Origin of the sequence: Kutzneria sp. NPDC051319, assembly GCF_040682195.1 — a bacterium.
GTDB lineage: Bacteria > Actinomycetota > Actinomycetes > Mycobacteriales > Pseudonocardiaceae > Kutzneria.
In genome coordinates this window covers 88,291-105,482 of sequence record NZ_JBFBAM010000005.1, presented here as the reverse complement: position 1 = coordinate 105,482, position 17,192 = coordinate 88,291, and the positions used below count along the sequence as shown (strand labels likewise).

The 17,192-nt window shown below is 70.2% G+C and carries 16 protein-coding genes; 7 read left to right on the top strand and 9 right to left on the bottom strand.

Annotation, left to right across the window (positions count from 1 at the left end; translation table 11 throughout):
- Positions 1 to 408: 408 nt before the first annotated feature.
- Positions 409 to 1,554, top strand: coding sequence for a DUF222 domain-containing protein (locus tag AB0M73_RS06560; protein WP_363887695.1), 1,146 nt, complete (start codon positions 409 to 411; stop codon positions 1,552 to 1,554).
- A gap of 176 nt (positions 1,555 to 1,730) precedes the next feature.
- Here the strand turns inward: AB0M73_RS06560 and AB0M73_RS06555 are convergent, their stop codons facing one another.
- Both AB0M73_RS06555 and AB0M73_RS06550 read right to left on the bottom strand, forming a co-directional pair.
- Positions 1,731 to 3,365: an FAD-dependent oxidoreductase gene (locus tag AB0M73_RS06555; protein WP_363887693.1), complete on the bottom strand. Its 1,635-nt coding sequence runs from the start codon at positions 3,363 to 3,365 to the stop codon at positions 1,731 to 1,733.
- Between the two features lie 54 nt (positions 3,366 to 3,419).
- Positions 3,420 to 4,304 carry a LysR substrate-binding domain-containing protein gene (locus AB0M73_RS06550; RefSeq protein WP_363887690.1) on the bottom strand — a complete coding sequence of 295 codons (885 nt, stop codon included), beginning with the start codon at positions 4,302 to 4,304 and terminating at the stop codon, positions 3,420 to 3,422.
- Between the two features lie 58 nt (positions 4,305 to 4,362).
- Between AB0M73_RS06550 and AB0M73_RS06545 the strand changes: the two genes are divergently transcribed.
- Complete coding sequence (locus tag AB0M73_RS06545; protein ID WP_363887687.1) at positions 4,363 to 5,154, top strand: NAD(P)-dependent oxidoreductase; 792 nt, start codon at positions 4,363 to 4,365, stop codon at positions 5,152 to 5,154.
- A gap of 95 nt (positions 5,155 to 5,249) precedes the next feature.
- Positions 5,250 to 6,035: a helix-turn-helix transcriptional regulator gene (locus AB0M73_RS06540; RefSeq protein WP_052394510.1), complete on the top strand. Its 786-nt coding sequence runs from the start codon at positions 5,250 to 5,252 to the stop codon at positions 6,033 to 6,035.
- On the opposite strand, the gene AB0M73_RS06535 is transcribed toward AB0M73_RS06540, so the two are convergent.
- The 4 genes from AB0M73_RS06535 to AB0M73_RS06520 form a co-directional block, all read right to left on the bottom strand.
- Complete coding sequence (locus AB0M73_RS06535) at positions 6,030 to 6,821, bottom strand: sugar phosphate isomerase/epimerase family protein (RefSeq protein ID WP_363887683.1); 792 nt, start codon at positions 6,819 to 6,821, stop codon at positions 6,030 to 6,032. The two genes, AB0M73_RS06540 and AB0M73_RS06535, sit on opposite strands and share 6 nt — an antisense overlap.
- Before the next feature lie 144 nt (positions 6,822 to 6,965).
- Positions 6,966 to 7,955 carry a GNAT family N-acetyltransferase gene (locus tag AB0M73_RS06530; protein WP_363887680.1) on the bottom strand — a complete coding sequence of 330 codons (990 nt, stop codon included), beginning with the start codon at positions 7,953 to 7,955 and terminating at the stop codon, positions 6,966 to 6,968.
- Positions 7,956 to 7,972: 17 nt separating this feature from the next.
- Positions 7,973 to 8,956 carry a GNAT family N-acetyltransferase gene (locus tag AB0M73_RS06525; protein ID WP_363887677.1) on the bottom strand — a complete coding sequence of 328 codons (984 nt, stop codon included), beginning with the start codon at positions 8,954 to 8,956 and terminating at the stop codon, positions 7,973 to 7,975.
- Positions 8,953 to 9,477 (bottom strand): GNAT family N-acetyltransferase, encoded by a 525-nt coding sequence (locus AB0M73_RS06520; RefSeq protein WP_363887674.1) that lies wholly within the window; start codon positions 9,475 to 9,477, stop codon positions 8,953 to 8,955. Before AB0M73_RS06520 ends, AB0M73_RS06525 begins: the two co-directional genes overlap by 4 nt.
- A 63-nt stretch (positions 9,478 to 9,540) precedes the next feature.
- Here AB0M73_RS06520 and AB0M73_RS06515 point away from each other — a divergent pair, with 63 nt between their 5' ends.
- Complete coding sequence (locus AB0M73_RS06515; RefSeq protein ID WP_363887672.1) at positions 9,541 to 11,088, top strand: CocE/NonD family hydrolase; 1,548 nt, start codon at positions 9,541 to 9,543, stop codon at positions 11,086 to 11,088.
- Here the strand turns inward: AB0M73_RS06515 and AB0M73_RS06510 are convergent.
- The 3 genes from AB0M73_RS06510 to AB0M73_RS06500 form a co-directional block, all read right to left on the bottom strand.
- Positions 11,075 to 11,665, bottom strand: coding sequence for a nitroreductase family protein (locus tag AB0M73_RS06510; RefSeq protein WP_363887669.1), 591 nt, complete (start codon positions 11,663 to 11,665; stop codon positions 11,075 to 11,077). The two genes, AB0M73_RS06515 and AB0M73_RS06510, sit on opposite strands and share 14 nt — an antisense overlap.
- A gap of 69 nt (positions 11,666 to 11,734) precedes the next feature.
- Positions 11,735 to 12,469, bottom strand: a complete 735-nt coding sequence (locus AB0M73_RS06505) for a class I SAM-dependent methyltransferase (RefSeq protein WP_363887667.1) — start codon at positions 12,467 to 12,469, stop codon at positions 11,735 to 11,737.
- Between the two features lie 4 nt (positions 12,470 to 12,473).
- Positions 12,474 to 13,679, bottom strand: a complete 1,206-nt coding sequence (locus AB0M73_RS06500) for an MFS transporter (protein ID WP_363887664.1) — start codon at positions 13,677 to 13,679, stop codon at positions 12,474 to 12,476.
- An 83-nt stretch (positions 13,680 to 13,762) separates the two neighbouring features.
- On the opposite strand from AB0M73_RS06500, the gene AB0M73_RS06495 reads away from it, so the two are divergent.
- The 3 genes from AB0M73_RS06495 to AB0M73_RS06485 are packed head-to-tail and all read left to right on the top strand — an operon-like array spanning position 13,763 to position 17,192.
- Positions 13,763 to 14,665 (top strand): LysR family transcriptional regulator, encoded by a 903-nt coding sequence (locus AB0M73_RS06495; protein WP_363887661.1) that lies wholly within the window; start codon positions 13,763 to 13,765, stop codon positions 14,663 to 14,665.
- Positions 14,666 to 14,676: 11 nt separating this feature from the next.
- Positions 14,677 to 15,141, top strand: a complete 465-nt coding sequence (locus AB0M73_RS06490; RefSeq protein ID WP_363887658.1) for a (2Fe-2S)-binding protein — start codon at positions 14,677 to 14,679, stop codon at positions 15,139 to 15,141.
- Positions 15,138 to 17,192 carry a molybdopterin cofactor-binding domain-containing protein gene (locus AB0M73_RS06485; RefSeq protein WP_363887655.1) on the top strand — a complete coding sequence of 685 codons (2,055 nt, stop codon included), beginning with the start codon at positions 15,138 to 15,140 and terminating at the stop codon, positions 17,190 to 17,192. The genes AB0M73_RS06490 and AB0M73_RS06485 overlap by 4 nt, the downstream gene beginning before the upstream one ends.

Sequence of the window (17,192 nt, the reverse complement as noted above, 5' to 3'; positions counted from 1 at the left end):
GTCCACGCCACCAGACGGGCACGGTGACGTGCTCCGGCGTCTGCACTCCCTGAGGGCGTCGACCGGTGCCGGCCCACGAACCCCGGTCGTGGTTCGGGTGTCCGCACCGCGCAGTTGCCGGCCTTTGCGCACAAAACACAATCACTCTCTTCGGCATGCGGTTCTGGAGTGGAGGCGGCGCGAGGTGCGTGGGGAGGGCGGGGTGCGTTGCGCGACACGGGTTGAGCGGGTGCGCGTGATTACAGAAGGCTTGGGACGGGTCGGAGGGTGAGGACTGATCCCTGTGGAGGAAGCGTTGCAAGGGGGGGCTGGAAAACGCTTTCCAGCAAAGGGATTGAAGGCCGCCACGATCGTGTATAGGTTGGTGTGTAACGGAAATCGATCATAAAAGGGTAGTAGAATGGGGGTATGTCAGCGAATCCTGAATTCCCTGCCGACACCGAAGGGTGGCAGCACGGCGAACTGGAGCTGTGGCAAGCCGGGGAAGAAGCCGAGAGCCGGTGTCGGGCGCTCTACATCCAGCAGCTGGAGCGCGTCTGGGAGGTGTGGGACCGATCGTTGAAGTCGAAAGAGGACCGGACCTCCATCGTGTCGACAATGGTGATCCGCTGGCGGCTCACGGTCAGGGAAGCGCGTGAGCGGCTTCGGTACGCGGAGTTGTTCCACAGCCAGGCGATCCGTGAGGCGGGTCGCGGCGGGGTGTTGGGCCGGCAGCATTTGAAGGTCATCCACGAGACGTTGCGGATAGCGCCGGCGGTCGAGCGGGACCGGGTTGAGGCGTCGTTGTTGGAGAACGTCCAGTTCGATGAGGGCGAGTTCAAGAACATCGCGCAGCGGATTCTGTTCCACCTCGACCAGGACGGCAAAGCGCCGGATGACCGGGAGTTGCGGGCGCCGAAGCGTGAGTTCCGTTTCGAGCGCAAGCTGGACGGCAGCATGGTGTTCTGGGGAATGCTTGACCAGGAGTACGGGGCGAAGATCGCGGCGATGCTCAGTGCGCTGGCCAAGCCGACCTCGGGCAAGGATCCGCGCACGACGGCGGAGCGGCAGGGGGATGCGTTCGCGGAGATCGTCGAGCTGGCTTCCCGGTGTGAGGGCTTGCCGGAGCAGGGTGGGGAGCGGCCGCATCTGACGTTGTCGATGTCGTTTCAGGATTTCATGGACAACACGGGTGTGGCGAAGGTCGAAGGTGGCGGCGTGATGAGCGCGGCGGAGGCCCGCCGGATCGCCTGCGACAGCACGGTGATGCGCCTGGTGCTGGGAGCCAACGAAGAGATCCTGAATGTGGGGCGGCAGCAGCGCACGGCCCCGAAGGGGATCCGCAAGGCCCTGATCGAGCGGGACGGCACGTGTGCGTTCCCGGGATGCCAGACGGAGCCAGCGCAGTGCCACGCCCACCACGTAGTCGAATGGGCGAACGGAGGACCGACCAGTCTGGACAACATGGTCCTCCTCTGCGGAGCCCACCACCGGCTCATCCACCACAGCCGGTGGACGGTGAAAATGGTGGACCACAGGCCGGTGTTCTCCGACGGGCTCGGGGAAACGGGGTGAAGGGCCACCCCTGGCCCGCTCCGGCATGTCGGCGCGGGCAAGTCACGGCTGTGCGCGCGGCGGCGGTGGATCGGCGAGCTCGGGCGATCGGGGCCGGGCCGAACTGGAGGTGCCGGCGGTGGAGCGGGGCTGGGCACGCATCGAGGGGGTGGCCGGTGAATCGAGGCGAACGCCGGCTAGAGCAAGGACAAGAGCTCGGCGGCGGCGCGGGCGCCGGACTCGGCGCCGCCGTTCATGTAGCCCTGAGAGTCGACGGAAGTGTGCTCGCCGGCCAGGTGGATGAGGCCCTGACGAGTGGCCTCGTAGCCGGCGAAGCGGTGGCAGTAGTCGACGGGATAACAACTGTAGGCGCCGAGGCTGAAAGGGTTGCGGTGCCACGCGGCCAAGGTGGCCTGGCCGGTGTAGGCGTCGGCGAGGTGAGGGACGACGGGGGCGAGTTGGGAGAGCTTCTGGCGGACGGAAGAGCGCACGTACGGGGAGAAAGCGTTGGAGAAAGGGGACGAAGGCTGGAAAGACAGAGCTCCGGCGCCGCCGCCGTACTGGATGGCGATGCCCGAAGGGCCGGGCTGACCGGTGGTGGCGTCCCACACCTGCTGGTAGCCGGTGTCGGAAAAGCTGATGCCGTTGGCGACACCCGGCCAAGGGCCGTGGCCGAGCCAAGGGCGGGAGGAGAAACGCATATGCAGCTTGGTGCAGAAACCCATCTGCAGCTGGGAAACCGCGCCCCTCATGCGAGGGTCGAAGCCGGCGCGGTTGAGGTCGAGCCGCTGCAACACCCCGAGAGGCACGGTCAGAACGGTGTGATCGGCCCGCACGGCGCCGGTGTCGAAATGCAGAGTCTGGGAACCATCGCTGTTGCGCACCAAGGCTTCGAGGCGATGACCGTGCTGGACGGTGCCGGCGGGTAAAGCACGGGCGATGGCCTCCGGCAGGGACTGATTGCCGCCGGAGATGTGAAAGCGCTCGTCGGAAGCACCCCAGATCTCAGGCTCGGAGAGATCCGACTGGTCGATCATCATGTACGCCAGGTTGACGGCGGTCTGCTCGGAAGTGTCGCGGCCGTACTCGACCACGTAGGCGTCATCGAGGAAACGGGCGATCCACGTCGAATAGCCGCCGGGCACGCGGGTGGAAATCCACTCCTGCACGGACATGCGGCTCAACGCGACGCCGAAAGGCGTCGACGAGTCCCAGGTCGGGGCGTCCTCGCCGGCGCGGTCGATATCGACCCGAAGAGCCTTGTACACAGGCTGGAAATCGGCCACAAACTCGGCATGCGACCGGTAACGGCCCTCGTAGTACAAAACATCGCTGCTGCCGACGGGCTCTGCGGCGCGGATGTCGGTGAGGCCGATGGAGAAACGCTTGCACAGGGCGCGGATCACGGAGTGGTCGGTGTCGATCAACTCGCCGCCGTACTCGGTGACCTGCCCGCCGCCCCAATAGTCACGCTCGGAGAACATCCGGCCGCCGACACGGTCGCTCGCCTCGTAGACGGTGCAGCGCACGCCGGCATCAGCCAAGGCGAGGGCGGTGTTCAAGCCGGCGATGCCGGCACCGATGACAGCAATCCTCGCCTTGCCACCACCCAGCGGCACGGCGGCGGCCCTCGGTGCACGTAAGACGCTGGCCGCGCCGAGCACGGCGGCGGAGGCGCCGAAGATCCGGAGCGCGTCGCGACGGCTCAACGTACCGGCGGCCCGAGCCAGCCGCGCCTCACGGAACTCCAAGACCGGCATGCCCAGCCGCGCGGCGGCGGCATGGTCGGTCGCGACTCGACGCAGAAACCGGAACATCTCCGTACGCGGCATGCCGGGAGCAAACACCAACCGAATCAGTACTGTCAACGTCTCAAGGCAACGAAATCAGTTGCCAACGATGGCCAGAAACGCGCGAGTCGCAGGAGACAGGGCCACCCCGGACGGTGTGGCGGCGTGCACGGCGCGGGTCGGGACCTCGTCGGGATGCAGCCGTACCAGGCAGATGTCCGAACGCACGGACTCGGCGGCAATGGACGGGATGAGCGTGATGCCCACGCCCGCCGCCACAAAGCCCTGCTTGGCCATCCAGTCCCGGGCCACGAAACCGATCCGCGGCCGGAACCCACGAGCCAGACACGAGCTGATCAAGGTCTCCTCCGGCCGGTCACTGCCGGCGATCCACTCCTCGTCGGCCAGATCGATCAGCCGCACCCGACGGCGACGGGCCAACCGGTGCCCGGCCGGCAGTGCCACCAGCATCGTGTCGTCACGGAGTTTACGCAGGTCAACGCCCTCAAATGGGCCGTCGCCGGACAGCACGGCCACGTCCAGCTCGCCGCCCCGCAACTGCCGGGCCAACCCCGGGGTATAGGCCTCGGTCAGCGTCACCGTGACCGCCGGATGGGCGGCTCGGAAGGCGGCGATGGCCTTGGGCACCAGGGAGGCATCGGCGGTGGCGAAAGCGCCGACGCGCAGTCGGCCCGTCGCCAACTCGCGGAGGTCAGCCAGCTCCCGACGGGCCGCCTCCAACCGGTCCAGCACCGCCTCGGCGTGCAGGAGCAGCCGCCGGCCCGGCTCGGTCGGGCGGACTCCGCGCGGCAGCCGGTCGAACAGCGGCGTGCCGGCATCCTCCTCCAGCGCGGAGATCTGACGGGAGATCGCCGACTGCGTGTAGCCGAGCCGGCTGCCGGCCGCCGTGAACGAACCGAGCCGGGCGACCTCGACGAAGATCCGCAGCAAACCGCTCGACAACTCATGCGTGTCCGGCATGCCATCCATGCTAGACATTCGCTGGTTGCATCGCTGCGAGAACCCTAGCGTCGACGCTATGGAAAAGATCGCGTTTCTCGGGCTGGGCTCGATGGGCCTGCCGATGGCCCGCCGCCTGCTGGCCGCCGGCTACGAGCTGACGGTGTGGAACCGGACCGCCGCGAAGGCGGAGCTGCTTGCGTCAGAGGGTGCCAAGGTCGCCATCACACCGGCCGAAGCCGCGTGGGACGCCGACGTGATCGTCACGATGCTGGCCGACCCGGAAGCGGTGCACGCGGTCGTCGGCGCAATGCTCCCGGCCCTGCGCCCGGGCAAGCGCCTGATCGACATGTCCTCCATCGGCCCGCAGTCGTTCGCGGCGCTCGCCGCCAAGCTGCCCGAAGGCGTCACCGCGATCGACGCTCCGGTGCTGGGCAGCGTCGACCGGGCCGCCGCCGGTCAGCTGATCCTGTTCGTCGGCGGCGATCCGACGCCGGTGCAGGGCATCCTGGAGCAGTTCGGCCGCATCACCCGCTGCGGCGGGCCGGGCGCCGGCTCGGCGCTGAAGATCGTCGTCATCACGGCGGTGATCGTCGGCGTCACGGAGATCGCCGAGGCGATGAAACTCGCCGCCACCTATGGCCTTTCCGAGGATCTGGTCACGGCCGCCCTGACCAACAGCCCGCTGGGCGGGGTCGCGGCGCGGGCGTTCGCCGAGGGCGTGCACTACCCGATTCGCTTGGCGGCCAAGGATGTCGCGCTGGCGACGGCCTCGGCCGACCTGCCGCTCGCCCGCACCGTGCACGGGCAGCTGGCCTGGCTGGCCGACACCGAGCAGGACCTGGGCAAGGTGGTCGACCAGCTGCGCTGAACCTGAACGGCCCTCGTCGCGTTGAGACGAACGGGCGCGGCGCGAACCCGGGCGCGCCGCCGTGTACCGTGCCCGCGACGAGTGCAGGGGTGCCCGTGGCGGAATTGGCTTCGCGCGACTACGAACGCATGCTCGACCTGGCGGTTGCGGTGATGGACAGCCGCAACGTCGACCAGACGTGGTCGCTCGTGGCCGACGAATTGATCCGATCATTGCACGGCACCACGTGTGTGCTGTCCCGCAGCCACCGCTTCGTCAGCCGCGTCATCGTGCTGGACGAGGTCGAGGTGTGGACGCCGTGGTTCCGCGGCGTGCTGCCGCCGGAAGCCGAGGAGCGGGGCCGGATGCCGCTACACCCGCTGGTGCGGCACTACGCCGAGACCGGCGACGGCGAGCCCCGGACCGTCAGCGATCTGCTGGACGACCGGACGTGGCGGTCGACGGAGACGTTCGGCTCGCTGCGCGGAACCTCCGGCGCGACAAGGCATATCGCCCTGCCGCTGCACGACATGTCCGGCGCCAACCGGGGCTTTGTGCTCGGCCGGTCCGGGATGGACTTCACCGACCGGGAACGGGCCTTCGTGCGGCGGCTGCAACCGTTGCTGCGCAGGGTGGACGGCCATGTGCGGCAGCTGAAGCTGTGGCAGGACAAGGCAATCGACGGCATGGACCGGGCCGCCGAGGTGAAACTGACCAGTCGCGAGATCACCGTGCTGTCGCTGCTGGCCTCCGGGCTCACCGCCGGCGGCATCGCCAGCCGCCTCGGCGCGTCGCCGCGGACCGTCCACAAGCACCTGGAGAACATCTACCGCAAGCTCGGCACGTCCGACCGGCTCACCACCGTGCTGAGGGCCCAGCGGTTCGGAATCCTGCCGTCATAGCAGGGAAACGCCGCTCTCGGCTGCGATGAGACGCAGCGACGCCACGCTGTCCCGCGTGGCCTGCGCGGTGCCGCCGACCGGCGCCGAGTAGTGCGTCTCGATCGACAGGTACTCGTCGTAGCCGGCGTCGGCCAGGCCGCGCAGCTGGCTCGGCCAGCCCACGATGCCCGCGCCCGGCTTCACCCAGCCCTGGTCGTGCGCGTAGTCCTTGACGTGCACGTGGGCCACCGCCTCGGCCACCTTGCCGCAGTTCACCGTGTCCGGCTCCGTGCGGCGGAAGCGGGCCTCGTTGGCCGGGTCCCAGACCACGCCCAGCAGGCCCGGGGCCATCTTGCCCAGCAGCTCGTCGGCCTCGGCCACCGTGGCCACCATGCAGGCCTCGTCGATCTCCAGCAGCAGCGTGAAGCCCGCCGCCCGCACCTGGTTGGACGCCGCCGACAGCACGTCGGCCAGCCACGGCAGGTACCAGTCGCGGTCGTCCACCCGCAGCCCCGAGAACACCCGGATCGCCGTCGCCCCGACCAGGTCCGCGATCTCCATGCCGCGGTCCAGGTGCTCCCAGATCGCCTTCGTCGCCTTCAGGAACGGCGTGTCCACCACCGGGCAGGCGAAGCCGCCCGCCGCCAGCGCGTCCCGGAACTCCCGCAGCCGGGACTGCTCGTGGTGCACCACGTTGCGGCCGCCGACGCTGCGCAGCTCGACCGCGGACAGCCCGAGCGCCTCGCACTCGCGCAGCGCCGTGTCCAGGTCGGGCGCGATCTCGTCGGTGATGACGGACAGCCGCATGCTGCTTCCACTCCACGGTCGGCAGGGTCCCCCGTGGAGTACCAGCTACAGCCGGTCGGCGCAACGGCTACCCCTCGTCACAGCCCCGGCGGCCGGGCCAGACGCGACGATCGGTCGAAAATCCGAGACGTTCGGTCACAGTGATCACAGGCCTTCGAGGTCCCGGTTTACCACGCTGTAGCGCCGCACGGTGGCGAAGCCGAGGCGGTGGTTGACGTCGGCCATGTGCGTGTTGGCCACTCCGGTGGACGTCCACACCTGCTCCAGGTCGTCCTTGTCGGCGGTGATCCAGCGGAGCATGTCGGCCTTCATCGCCAGCCCCAGGCCGTGCCCGCGGTGGGCGCCGAGCACGACCGTGTCGCCCTGTATCAACCGCCGCCGATCCGTCGGCCGGGCCTCCAGCTCCGTCAGTCCTGCGACCTCGCCCCGTGCGTCAACCGCGACGACCGTCCGGTGCTCGATGCCATGTTCGTGGTAGTCGGCCTCGATCCGTCGCACCCGGTCCACCGTCCAGTCCGGCGCCGTCAGTGCGGATTCGCCGGTCGGCGCGTCGCCGATGGCCCGGCGGGCCACGGCGTACGCGTCGACCAGATCATCCGGCGCATGTCCGATCCAGCGCACGAGCCGGTACCCCTCGGGCACGTCGACCTCCCACCGCGCACGGTCGAGCCCGCTCAACTCCATGATCTGCAGCAACGTGCTGTGCACCAACCGAAACCCGTGACGCCGGATCCAGTGCCCGCTGTCCCCGTCGAGGTTGACGTTCCAGCCCTCGACCACGGTGCGGCCACGCTCACGGAGCAGCGGTGCCACGAAGTTCAGCAGTTCCGTGCCAATGCCCTGCCGCCGCAGCTCCGGGTGGACAACGACATCCAGTGCGGCGAGGTGCTCATTGCCGTCGGCCGGCAGGCTGACATGCGCCCGGCCGACCAGCCGGCCGTCCCGACGCGCGGTCCACAACAGCCGCTCGCCGAGCTGAACCTGCGGCGCACGCAGCCCCGAGATCGTCGCCGCCCTGGTCGGCGCCGGGAGCTCCGGAAAGTCGCGCTCGTAGGCGGCCAGCCTCATCTCGTGGTAGTCGTCCCACTCCGCCTCGCCGGCCTCGGCCACATCGAACAACCTCACGTCAAGCATCAGATCTCCCCCAGGAGTCACAGGCCTTCGAGGTCCCGGTTTACCACGCTGTAGCGCCGCACGGTGGCGAAGCCGAGGCGGTGGTTGACGTCGGCCATGTACTGGTTGGCGGTCGCGGTGGAGGTCCACACCCGCCGCAGCGAGGGGTTGTCGGCGGTGATCCAGCGGAGCATGGCGGCCTTCATGGCCTGGCCGAGGCCGTGGCCGCGGTGGGCGGCGAGGACGGCGGTGTCGCGCTGGGCGGCGAGGTCGGGGCGCAGCGGCTGGAGGTCGAGCTCGGTGAGGCCGACGACGTCGCCGGTGGTGTCGACCGCGGCGACCACGCGGCGTTCGACGCCGTGCTCACGGTAGGCGGCCTCAAGGCGCCGGACGCGGTCGACGGTCCAGGTCGGGGTGCGCCACGCGGAGCCGCCGGGCGGGGCGTCGCCGATGGCGTGGCGGGCCCGGGCGTAGGACTCGACGAGGTGCTCGGGGGCCTGCCCGATCCAGCGCACGAGGCGATAGCCGAGCGGCGTCGGGACGTCCCAGATGTCCGGGTCGACCTCGGCGAACTCCAACAGCTGGAAGATTGACCTGGTGGCGGTGCGGAAACCGAGCGCGGTGGCGAAGCGGTCGCCCGGGGAGTTGGACTCGACCCGGGACACCTCGACGGTCACGCGGCCGCGGTCACGCAATGCCGCGGCGGCGGTGTGCAGCAACAGGGTGCCGATGCCGTGCCGGCGCAGTTCGGGGTGCACGACCAGCCGGACCATGCCCAGGTGCTCGTTGCCGTCCACGGGCAGCTGAGCGGCCAGGGCGCCGACCAGCCGGCCGTCGACGCGGGCGGTCCAGGCCACGCTCTCGCCGAGGTCGACGTCGGGGTTGCGCAGCCGGATCAGCACGGCCTCGCGGGTCGGCGGCGCGACGGTGGGGTAGTCCACCTTGCTCACGGCGAGGTGCAGCTCGTGGTGCTCGTCGACGTCGGCGGTCAGCGGGTCGACGAGCCGGATCTCCGGCGTCACGGTTCGATGATCCACGTTTCGAGCCGCAGCGACCGCCCTTTTGACTGAACCTCGACCGGATCGGCGTCGCTGAGCCGCGCCCCGAGCGCCCGGGCCACGGCCACGCTGGCGGTGTTCTCCGCCTCGATCTCCAGCAGCACGTGCGGCAGCCCCACGGCCCGCAGCGCGAACTCGGTGATCACCTGGGCCGACCGCACGGCCAGCCCCTGCCGGCGGTGCCGCTTGCCGACGACGTAGCCCACCATGCACAGCGCTGGCCGCAGGAACACCATGCCCAGCGGCACATCCTCGCCCGCACGGGTGATGGCCAGGTGCAACCGGTTCTCCTCGGCCCTGGTCCGGCGCATGACCGCCAGGTAGTCCCGCGCGGCGGCCAGGTCGAACGGCGAGGCGATGGGCGTGCGCAGCGCCACATCGGGGTCGTCGAACAGGTCCACCATCACCGGCAGGTCGGCGTCGGTGAAATCCCGCAGCAGCAGCCCGTTCCCGGTGATGGCCAACGGCGAGGCGAACGGGTTCATGGCCCAACAATGCCAGACATACCGGTTCGACATCGGGCGGACGATGCTGCACGATCGTTGCCCATGCGCTTCATCGTGGACACCGACGTGCCGGTCGTGACCAGGGACGGCACCGCGCTGGCCACGAACGTCTGGCGGCCCGCCGACCAGCGGCCGGCGCCGGTCCTGCTGCTGCGCACCCCGTACGGCAAGGACGACATCGCCAGTTACGGCGGCAACCGCCCGAACCTGTTCGCCCTGCTGGAAGCCGGTTACGCGGTGGTCGTGCAGTGCTGCCGCGGCACCGCGCGGTCCGGCGGCGTGCACGTGCCGCACGAGAACGAGGCCGCCGACAGCGCGGACACCCTGGCCTGGCTGCGGGAACAGCCTTGGTGCGACGGCAACATCGGCGGTTTCGGGGCGTCCTACCAGGGCGCGGTGCAGTGGCAGTCGGCGGAGTTGTTGCAGGCCATCGCCCCGATCTTCGCCACGGCCGACTTCTACCGGGCCCCGTGGTACTCCCCCGGCGGCGCGATGTCCCTGCACACCGTGCTGACGTGGATCACCGCCAACGCCGCCGGCGAAGCCCTCAAAACCGGTGCGGTGCAGGACCTTCCGGAGATCATGCGGCAGCAGTTCGACACCCTGCCGACCCGGGACCACCCCGTGCTGGCCAAGCACTTCCCTTGGCTGGACACGGTTTTCGCGCACCCCGAGCACGACGGCTACTGGCAGCGGCTGGCCCCGGCGGCCAAGGCCCCGGCGCTGAGCATCGGCGGCTGGTACGACGTCTTCGTCGACGAAACCGTGCGCTCGCACAACGAACGCCTGATCATCGGGCCTTGGACCCACCTCAGCACCGACTACCGCGGCGCCAACCTGACCGACGCGCACCTGCGCTTCTTCGACCAGTGGCTGCGCGGCAAGCCGGACGACTCGGCGCCGGTGCGGATCTTCGTGATGGGCATCGACCAGTGGCGCGACGAGCGGGCATGGCCGCTGCCCGACACCCGGCGCATGGACTACTTCCTCGGCGAGGGAACACTTTCCGTGTCGCCGATGAGGACCGGCGCCACCACGTACCGGTACGACCCGCTCGACCCCACGCCCACGATCGGCGGCAACACCCTTGCCGCCGATGCCGGCCCGCGCGACCAACGACCGGTCGAGGCGCGCCAGGACGTGCTGTGCTTCACCGGCCCGCCACTGGGCGATCCGCTGGAGGTCACCGGGCACGTCTCGCTGACCCTTTTCGTGTCCAGTTCGGCCGTGGACACGGACTTCATGGGCAAGCTGGTGGACGTGCACCCCGACGGCACGGCGATCAACCTGTGCGAGGGCATGCTGCGCGCCCGCTACCGCGACTCCCTGTCCGCGCCGGAACTGCTGACGCCGCAACGGGTCTACGAGCTGACGCTGGACCTTTCCGTGACGTCCACCGTGTTCCGGCCCGGCCACCGCATCCGGCTGGAGGTGTCCAGCAGCAACTTCCCGCGCTACGACCGCAATCCCAACACCGGCGGCGTGGTCGCGGCGGCGGGCCCGAACGATGTGGTGGTCGCCGAGAACACCGTGCACTTCGGGCCCGCCCGCCCCAGCCGACTGTCGCTGCCGGTGATCAGCGCCAGGTGACCAGCCCGTCCAACGGGATCTGCTGGGGCCGGTTGGCCAGGCTGCTGGGGACGGCGCGGGAGTTGTCGTCGGAGTAGCCCAGCGTCAGGACACCGGCCAGGCCCACGTCCTTCGGCAGGCCGATGAGCTCTTCGAGGCCGTCGGCGTGCGGCCCGAAGAAGCCGGTGGCCAGGCCCTCGTTGGCCGCCGCCAGCTGGAGCAGCACCAGCAGGCTGCCGCTGTCGAACCACCAGAACGGCACCGGCCACTCGCCTTCCTCGCCCTCGTCGGTGACCTTGTCGGGCTGCCGGTAGCGCTCGTGGTAGGACTCCTCGCGGATGCCGATCGCGATGAGCACCGGGGCCACCGAGATCCACGGCTTCATGCCGCCGTCGAGGTAGGTCTGCTCGGTCAGGTCGGCGACCTTGCGGCGGAGCTCCGGGTCGGTGATGACGATCAGCCGGTGCCCCTGGCTGAAGCCGGCGCTGGGCGCGCGGTGCACCACCTTCACGACCCGGCGCAGCACGTCCTCCGGCACCGGGTCGGGGCGGTAGCTGCGCACCATTCGGCGAGCGCGGAGCACTTCGGCGAAGTCCACGGGCGTCTCCTTGCGGTCGGGCCCTCCAGCATGCCAGGACCGCCGGCGCCCGCGAGGGGTTTTATTCGGTCACGAACCATTCCCTTGATCCGACCGGGCCGTCACCAGCACCGAATGCTTGTGGATGCGCACGGTGCCGCGACCGGCGACTTCGTTGTGCAGCACGGACAACTCCTCGTCGGTGAGGTCACGGTCCACGCAGCTGGCCAGGTAGGCGACCACCGGCTCGGGTGTGGCCACGACCAGCTCGTCCTCGTAGCGGATCAGGTCGACGTCCTCGAAGTCACGGCTCAGCAAGGCGATCGCGTTCTCGGCACGGAACGAGAGGTCCGCGGCCAGCGGAAAGGACATCGGCAGGCCGACCTTCTCGGCGATCTCCCACAGCTCGGCCATGTGGCCGCCGCCGTTGGTGGTCGCGACCAGCCAGCCACCGGGCCGCAGCACCCGGTTCAGCTCGGCGATGGCCTTCGGCGGCTCGTCGACGTGATAGAGCATGTGGGACGCGATCGCGCCGTCGAAGGAGCCGGCGGCGAAGGGAAGGGCGTCGGCGCTGCACCGGGCCGGCGCGAATCCCTTGCCCCGCAAGGTGGTGCACATGGCGGCGGAGAGATCCGTCGGCACCAGGGCGATGTCCGGCTTCGACGGCCACAGCGCCCTGGTGCCGGCGCCGACCTCCAGCACGCGTTGGCCTTGGCGCGACGGCAATCGCTCGCGGACCCAGTCCTGCCACGGCTGCGGATTCGTGCCGTAGCCGTGCAGGGCGATGCGGGCGGCGAGCTTGTCGACGGTCCGGTACTGGATCACACCTTCACGATGCCATGGCCAGCCGCCGACCGGCCCAGACCAGGATCACCAGCTGCACGACGCTGAACAGCACCAGCACCAGGAGGCTGGGCAGGGCGGTGAGCGCGACGCCGACGACCAGCACCGGCAGCGCGAGGCCCAGGTAGAAGGCGAGGAACACGCCGGCCAGGGTCTCGCCCCGCAGCTCGGGGGCGGCGACTGCGGCGACCTTGGCCAGGGCGACCCGGAAGCCCAGGCCCATGCCGGCACCGCCGACGACGGTGCCGGCGCAGAACAGCAGCTCGCTGCCGCTGAGCACGCTGGTCGGGATAGCCACCAGCGACAGCACGAGGCCGCCGAGGCCGATGAACAGCTGGCGGCGCAGCGGCTGGCCGGCGAACAGCAGCTGCGAGCCGGCGGCGGCCGCGAAGACCGACATCGCGACCAGGCCGCCGACCAGCAGCGACGGCTCCCGGAAGGTCCCGCGCAGCAACGTCGGCGCGAGCGCCCCGACCAGGCCGCTGAACATGTTGACGGCGAAGGCGACCGCGGCGGCGGCCCAGAACACAGGCTTGGCGTGGTGCGGCACCGACACCCGCTGCGGGTGGTAGCGAGGGCGGTCTTCGTTGCGTGAGACGGTCTCAGGCACGAACTTGACAGCGCCGGCCGCCACCACGAACAACGCCAGGAAGATCACGTACGGCGTGGTCAGCGGCGCTGTGACGTAGCTGGCCAGCAGCCCGCTGACCACCGGCCCGATGCCGAGGCCGGCCATGTTGACCATGGACGAGAACAGCCCGGCGTCCCGGCCGGGATGGGTGACGGCCCGCAGCTCGGCCAGGTGGGCCGTGGCGGTGGCGGTCAGCGCGCCGATGCCGACGCCACCGACGAATCGGGCGACGACCAGCCCGGGCACGTCCGGCCAGGCCAGGAACACCGCCGCCGAGACCGCCTCGGCCAGCACGGCGGCCAGCGCCATGCGGCGGCGGCCGAGCCAGTCGCTGACGTGCCCGATGAAGTACATGCTGGCCACGACGCCGAGCGCGTAGGCGGCGAACACGACCGTGATGACGACGGTCGGGAAGCCGTCGCGCTGCTGGTAGAGGGGGTAGAGCGGGGTCGGCACGGTGGAGAAGGCCAGGGCCAGCAGGAAGGCGGCGGCCACCACCCAGAAGCCGGTGCCGTGGTTCAACCGCGGCGCGGGGCGCGCGACCATCAGCGTGGAACTCATGGTCCCAGCCTGCGCCGCGCCGAGCATCGAGTCCAACGAAAGATGCTGGTCACAGTTATCGGCGTGGTGCGATAATCGGGGACGTGGACACGCGTCAGCTGGAGTACTTCGTCGCGGTGGCCGAGGAGCTGAGCTTCACACGGGCCGCCCGGCGGCTGCGGGCGGTGCAGTCGACCGTGTCGGCCGGCATCAAGTCGTGGGAGTCGGACCTGCGCACCACCCTGTTCGACCGGTCGACCCGCTCGGTCGCGCTCACGCCGTCCGGGGCGGCGTTCCTGCCCGAGGCCAAGGCCGCGCTGGCCCAGCTGGACCGGGCCAAGGCGGTCGTGCAGGAGGCCGGGGCGGGGCTGCGGGGCAGCCTGCGCATCGGCACGATGATCAGCGTCGGCCCGCTGGACCTGCCCGGCCTGCTCGGCGCGTTCCACCGCCGGTATCCGCTGGTCGACCTGCACCTGACCATGTCGACCACCGGCTCGACCGGCCTGGCCGAGGACGTCCGGGCCGGCCGGCTCGACGCCGCGCTGGTGGGGCTGCCGCCGTCCGACCTGGCCGGGCTCCAGGCGCGCGAGCTCAACCGTCACTCCTACGTCGCGCTCATGCCGGCCGAACACCGGCTGGCCACGCGGTCCACGGTCACGATCACCGACCTCACCGGCGAGGATTTTGTCGACACGCCACGGGGTTTCGGCAACCGGATCGCCCTCGAACGGGCCTTCGACGCCGTCGGCAAGCCCCGGCGGGTGGTGGCCGAGGTGTCCGACCTGCGGGTGGTGCCGGGCTACGTGCGGGCCGGGCTGGGCATCGCCGTGGTGCCCGACCTGGAAATCATCCGCGAGCCCGACCTGGTGCGCATCCCGCTGGCCGGCGCCGCGGTGGAATGGCTGGTGACGCTGGTGTGGCTGGCCGATCACAAGCCCAGCCGGGCGCTGACCACGCTGCTGGGGCTGGTCGAGGACATGTTGACGGCCGGCGGCGACGGCGAATAGCGTTGGCACGAGTGAGCGACGAGACGTTCCGGCTGCTGGTCAACGGGGCCGAGGTGACGGTCGAGGCCGACCGCGACACGCCGTTGCTGTACGCGTTACGCAACCAGCTGGGTCTGAAGGGCACGCGGTTCGGCTGCGGGCTCGGGCTGTGCGGGTCGTGCAACGTGCTCGTCGACGGGCGGGTCGTGCACTCGTGCGACACTCCACTGTGGTCGGTCGACGGCAAGGAAGTCCGGACCGTGGAAGGGCTCGGCGACTCGCCGCTGCAACGGGCGATGATCGACGAGCAGGCGGCGCAGTGCGGCTACTGCGTGTCCGGCGTCGTGATGACCGCGACCGCCCTGCTGGCCCGGAATTCCTGCCCCTCGGAGTGCGAGGTCCGCGAAGCCCTTGACGGCAATCTGTGCCGGTGCGGGGCCCACAACCGGATGGTGCGCGCGGTGCTGAAGGCGTCCCAGATCGAGGCGGCGCAGTGATCCCGCGCAACCTCGCCGCGAATCCCCGCCTGTCGCACTGGGTTTCCGTGCGCCCCGACGGCACCGTCGACGTCCGTTGCGGCAAAGTCGAGCTGGGACAGGGCATTCTGACCGCTTTGGCGCAGATCGCCGCCGATGAGCTGGATGTCGCCTATAACCGGATCCACATGGTGCCGGCCACCACCGACTCCAGCCCCGACGAGGGCCTGACCGCCGGCAGCCGGTCGATCGAGGACTCCGGCGCCGCCCTGCGACAGGTGGGCGCGGAGGTCCGGGCCGTCTTCCTCGCCGCGGCGGCCAAGGTGCTCGACAGTTCCGAGCTGTCCGTTGTGGACGGCCTGATCAACGACACGGTCAGCTACTGGGACCTGCTCGACGACGTCGACCTCGACGTCGAGGCGACCGGTGCGATCGAACCGAAACCCGTTGCCGAGCGCAAGGTCATGGGCACCAGCCCGGGCCGGTTGGACATTCCCGACAAGGTGTACGGCCGGGCCCGCTTCATCCACGACCTGTCGCTGCCGGGCATGCTCCACGGCCGCGTCGTCCGGCCGCCCTCCCGTGGCGCGACTCTGATGTCCTTGGACACCAGCAAATCCGCCGAGTTGGACGGCGTCGTCGAGATCGTCCGTGACGGCGATTTCCTCGGCGTGATCGCCGATCGCGAGGAGACCGCTGTGCGCGCCGCCGAGTTGCTGCGCTGCGAGTGGGCCGAGCGAGACAGCCTGCCGGACGTCGACGCCATGCCGGAATTCCTGATGTCCCGCCGCACCGAGGACGTCACCATCGTCGATGAGTCCACTTCGGACGATGCCGTCACCACGGTGGCCGCCACCTATTCCCGGCCGTATCTGTCCCACGCCTCGATGGCGCCCTCGTGCGGCGTCGCCCGCTGGGACGGGGACAAGCTGGAGTTGTGGACGCACAGCCAGGGCCTGCACCCGCTGCGCCTGGACATCTGCCGGTCGCTCGGCGTCGCCATCGACCAGGTCACTCTGCACCACGTCGAGGGCGCCGGTGCCTACGGCCACAACGGGGCCGATGACGCCGCGTTCGATGCCGTGTTGTTGGCCCGGGCCGTCAACGGGCGGCCGGTCCAGGTCGTCTGGTCGCGGGCCGACGAGCTCGGCTGGGCCCCTTTCGGCGCGGCGATGGCCGTGCACATCGAGGCCGATCTCGATGCCGCCGGCGAGGTCGTCGCCTGGCGGCACGACGTCTACAGCAACGGCCACGTCTCGCGCCCCGGCTTCTTCGACGCGCCGGCCCTGCTCGGCACCCAGCTGCGGACCGGCACTCCCCCGCCGGTGTCCATGGATCCCCCGTTCGCCAACGGCGGCGGCTCCGAGCGCAATTCCGTTCCCCTGTACACCTTTCCCGGTCAGCGGATCACCAAGCACCGGCTGCTGGAGATGCCGCTGCGCACCTCGTCGCTGCGGGCCCTCGGGGCTTACGCCAACGTCTTCGCCATCGAGTCCTTTGTGGACGAGCTGGCCCTCCGTGCCGGTGTCGACCCCGTTCAGTACCGGCTACAGCACCTGTCCGACGAGCGAGCCCGGGCCGTCATCACCGCTGCCGCCGACGCCGCCGGCTGGTCCCGCCGCGGCGAGGGCTGGGGCTTTGCCTTCGCCCGCTACAGCCACCATGGCGCCTACTGCGCCGTCGTCGCCGAGGTCGAGGCCGAGACCTCCGTTCGCGTCAAGCGCCTCACCCTCGCCGTCGACGCCGGGGCCGTCGTCAGCCCCGACGGCCTTCGCAACCAGGTCGAGGGCGGGGCGATCCAGAGCACCAGCTGGACCGTCAAGGAGCAGGTCCGCTTCGATCGCTCCCGCGTCACCAGCACCGACTGGGAGTCCTACCCCATCCTGCGGTTCTCCGAGGTGCCCGAGGTCGAGGTGGTGATCGTCGACCGCCCCGACCGGCCCAGCCTCGGCGCCGGCGAGACCGCCCAGGGCCCCACCGCCGCCGCCATCGCCAACGCCCTCCACTCCGCCCTGGGCGTCCGCGTCCGCGACCTCCCGCTGACGCCGGCCGCCATCATCGCCGCCCTGTGA